The sequence below is a fragment of the Actinoplanes sp. NPDC051633 genome, from assembly GCF_040681735.1.
Taxonomy (GTDB): Bacteria; Actinomycetota; Actinomycetes; order Mycobacteriales; family Micromonosporaceae; genus Actinoplanes.
This window is the reverse complement of sequence record NZ_JBFAZH010000778.1, coordinates 1-3,739: the sequence shown is the minus strand read 5'-3', so window position 1 is coordinate 3,739 and position 3,739 is coordinate 1. Positions and strand designations below refer to the sequence as shown.

The window sequence follows — 3,739 nt, the reverse complement described above, 5'->3', positions numbered from 1 at the left end:
CGCCGCGCCGGGTGTGCAGGGATCAGCCGATCGTGGCGTAGACGTCGTCGATGCTGCCGTGGAACATGTCGCTGCTGGTGTTGAAGTTGGGGCCGCCGATGCGCAGCGGCTTGTCGTTCAGGATGCTCATGCCGGCCGGGAGCCGCGTCGTGCCGCGGGAGACGCCGTCGACCACGATCGTCAGCGCGGCGGACGAACGTACACAAAGGATCTTGTGCCATTTGCCGTCGGCGACGGCGACCGTTGAGCGCACCAGGTACGCGCGGCTGGAGCCCCGGCCGACGACCACGCACTGCGCCCGGCCGTGCGTCTCGCCGACCTGCATCTTCCACTGGCTCTCGGTGGTCGCTACGCCCTTCTGCAGGATGTTGGACGAGCCCGCCAGCTGGCTCTTCGCGACGGCGATCGTCGCGCCCCAGCGGAAGCTGCGCGTGCCCGGGTCGAGGTCGGGGTCGTCGGCGCCTTCCAGCAGCGCCCGCGGGCAGGTCGAGGCGCCGGCCGCGCAGCGCAGCGGGAGACCGATGTAGCGGCCGGTCTTGGCCGCGACGAACCGGACGGCGCCGCGGTCGGCGGAGCGGATGGTCAGCGGGACGCCCCGCCCGGACAGGTCGGGGACCTTGCCGGCGGCCGTGGAGTCGAACGAGTAGCGGGCCACGACGACCGGGGACGCCTTCGCGGCGGGGCTGGTGGTGGTGGCCGCCAGGGCGGGCACCGCCGGAACGAGGATGAGAGCGAGGGTCAGGACCCTGGCGGGAAGCTTCATGCCACTGAAGGTACTTTTCTACCTTCGAGAGGGCAAAACGGACGTACTGGCGATTCGGGCGAAGATCACAGCAGACCGGCGGAGTCGGCGATCGCACAAACGGCCACCAGGCGCATCAGGTGCCACTCGGCGGCGTGCCAGGCGGCGCCGGAGACGTGCGCCTCGCCGGCCCCGGGCACCGGGCGGCCCATCCGGTGGGCGGCGGCCTCGATCGAGCGCGCGTAGGACGCCAGGGCCTCGGCGTCGATCTCGCGGCCGGCCCCGTTCAGCGCGTCGCGCACCGCCGCGGCGTGCTGGTCCACCCGAGCGAGGAGGCCCGGGTCGGCCATGGCGGCGACCAGGCCGTCGACGCCCACGCGGGCCATCAGCTCGTCCAGCTGGGCGACCGACGGATCGGCCGGGACGAAGACCTCGGCGACCTCGGCGAGCATGTCCGCGAGACCGACCGGAAGCTCGGCCGGCAGTGCGTCCATGTCCGCATCGAACTCGGCGTCGACCTCGACGTCCCGCAGGGCGCCCAGGTCGGCGGCCGCGAACGTGGCGGCGTCCACCGAGATGTCCACGGCGTCGGCGGGAACGGCGGAAATCGGGGCGAAGGCGAGGAAGTCGTTCGTCATGCGGAGAACGCTAGGGCCTGCCGGCCGAATGCGGCAGAGGGGTAACCGAACGGCACCCTAGTGCTAGCGGGCCTGCACCCCTTCGGGCTCGCGAACCGGACGGCAGGTGCCTGATCGTATCTAGGCCGGAAGGAGGTCCATGGCCTTGTAGATCCGTTTGTCGGAAACCGGGTACGCGGTGCCGAGCGACTGCGCGAAGAGCCCGACCCGCAGCTCCTCGATCATCCAGCGGATCTCGGTCAGCCCCTCGTCGGCCGGCCCGCCGGCGGGCAGCTCCGCGCGCAGGTCGCGCCACTCCCGCTCGATCTCGTGCACCTGGGCCATCAGCTGACGGTCGCGGGCGAGCGTGCCACCGAGGCGGTCGAGACGGTACTCGACGGCCTTGAGGTAGCGCGGCAGGTGATGCAGCTGCCGCCAGCCGGTGTCGGTGACGAAGCCCGGATACACCAGGCCCTTGAGCTGCGCGCGGATGTCGGCCAGCGCCGCCACCAGCTGCGGGTCGCGGGTGCTCTCCAGCCGGCGGCCGACCTCGTACGCGGTGGACAGCACGGCCTGGACCTGCTTGACCACGGCGGCGGTGGCGTCCACCAGGTCGGCGCGGACCTCGTCGCGCAGTCGCATGAAGGCGGCCGTGTCCCAGGCCGGTCCCCCGGCGTCCTGGACGAGGCGGTCGACCGCGGCGCCGGCGCAGTCGTCCAGCAGGTCGGCGATCGACCGGTACGGATTGCCCCGGGACAGCTCGAGCTTGGCCCGGTTGTCCAGCCGCCCCTGCAGGTACCGGGCGGCTGGCGGGAGCGTGAGCAGCAGCAGGCGGCGGGTACCGGCGCGCATCGCCAGGCGCTGCTCGGCCTCGGTCTCGTACACCCGGATCGCCACGCTGTCGCCCTCGTCGGTGAGCGCCGGGTAGACGTTGACCTCGATGCCGCCGCGAACCTGGGTGACGCGCCGCGGGAGCGTACCGAAGTCGTTGGTCTTGATCCCGGACCGCTCGATGTCGCCGGCCGCGGCCGAGATCGTCTCCTGCACCGCCGGCGCGAGCTCGCGGCGGAGCACGTCGAGGTCGCGGCCCTGGCCCAGCACCGAACCGTGCTCGTCCACCACCCGGAAGTTGATCCGCAGATGCGCGGGCACCTCGCCGGGCCGCCAGGCGTCGCGCGGGACCACCGTGCCGGTGAGCCGGCGCAGCTCGTCGCCGACCGCGTCGGGCAGCGGGCCGCGCCGGGCGGGGATCCGGTGGAGCACCGTGGCGGCCCAGTCCGGCACCGGCACGAAGTTGGTCCGCAGGTGCTTGGGCAGGGCGCGGATCAGCGCGACCACGACCTCGTGCCGCAGGCCGGGCACCGACCAGCCGAAGTCGTCGGCGTCGAGCTTGTTGAGCAGGGCGAGCGGCACCTCGACGGTGACGCCGTCGTCGGGGGCGTTCGGCTCGAAGCGATAGCTCAGCGGCAGTCGGACACCGCCGGCCGGCCCCGCAGCCAGCCAGGCGTCCGGATACGAGCCCGGATCCACCCCGTCGCGCCCGGCGTTGACCAGCATCTCGCGGGTGAAGGTCAGCAGATCGGGGTTCTTGTGACGCTCCTTCTTCCACCACGCGTCGAAGTGCCGCCCGGACACCACGTCCGCCGGGATCCGCTCGTCGTAGAGCGCGAAGATCGTCTCATCGTCGACCGCGATGTCCCGCCGCCGGGCCCGGTTCTCGACCTCCTCGATCTGCGCGATGAGACGAGCGTTGGCATCGAGGAACTTGTGGTGGGTGTCCCAGTCACCCTCGACCAGCGCCTGCCGGATAAACAGCTCGCGGCAGAGCGCCGGGTCGATCCGCGAGTACTGCACCTTGCGCCGCCGCACTGTCCATCCAGGACCCTCGCGAGCGGCCGGTCGACAAGCAGCAGCTGGCGGACGAGAAGCACGGCCGGTTCACCGACAAGGAGTCGGACTTCTTCACGTACCTCGGGCTCTGGAAGTATCTCCGGGAGAAGCAGCGGGAGCTGTCCGGCAACCAGTTCCGCCGGCTGTGCCGGGCCGAGTTCCTCAACTACCTCCGGGTGCGCGAGTGGCAGGACATCTACGCCCAGCTGCGGCAGGTGGCCCGTACCCTCGGGCTGTCGGTGATCGAGGACAACGAAGCGGTCGCGCCCGGCCAGGCCGTGCACACCGCCCTGCTCGCGGGGCTGCTGAGCCACATCGGCCTCAAGGAGGCCGACAAGCGGGAGTACCTGGGCGCCCGCGGCGCGCGGTTCGCGATCTTCCCCGGCTCGGCGCTGTTCAAGAAGCAGCCGCGCTGGGTGATGGCCGCCGAGCTGGTCGAGACGTCGCGGCTGTGGGGCCGGGTGAACGCCCGGATCGAGCCGGAGTGGGC

General features: G+C 71.9%; 3 protein-coding genes and 1 pseudogene. 1 reads left to right on the top strand and 3 read right to left on the bottom strand.

Annotation, left to right across the window (positions count from 1 at the left end; all coding sequences use genetic code 11):
* Window positions 1-22: 22 nt before the first annotated feature.
* From AB0M20_RS31830 to AB0M20_RS31820, 3 genes are all read right to left on the bottom strand, one after another.
* Window positions 23-763, bottom strand: coding sequence for a LamG-like jellyroll fold domain-containing protein (locus tag AB0M20_RS31830; protein WP_364304022.1), 741 nt, complete (start codon window positions 761-763; stop codon window positions 23-25).
* Between the two features lie 65 nt (window positions 764-828).
* Window positions 829-1,380, bottom strand: coding sequence for a DUF6401 family natural product biosynthesis protein (locus AB0M20_RS31825; RefSeq protein ID WP_364304021.1), 552 nt, complete (start codon window positions 1,378-1,380; stop codon window positions 829-831).
* Window positions 1,381-1,500: 120 nt separating this feature from the next.
* Window positions 1,501-3,213: a DUF3418 domain-containing protein gene (locus AB0M20_RS31820; RefSeq protein WP_364304023.1), complete on the bottom strand. Its 1,713-nt coding sequence runs from the start codon at window positions 3,211-3,213 to the stop codon at window positions 1,501-1,503.
* Between the two features lie 5 nt (window positions 3,214-3,218).
* On the opposite strand from AB0M20_RS31820, the pseudogene AB0M20_RS31815 reads away from it, so the two are divergent.
* Window positions 3,219-3,739: pseudogene (locus tag AB0M20_RS31815) on the top strand (oligonucleotide/oligosaccharide-binding fold domain-containing protein); the annotation flags it as partial.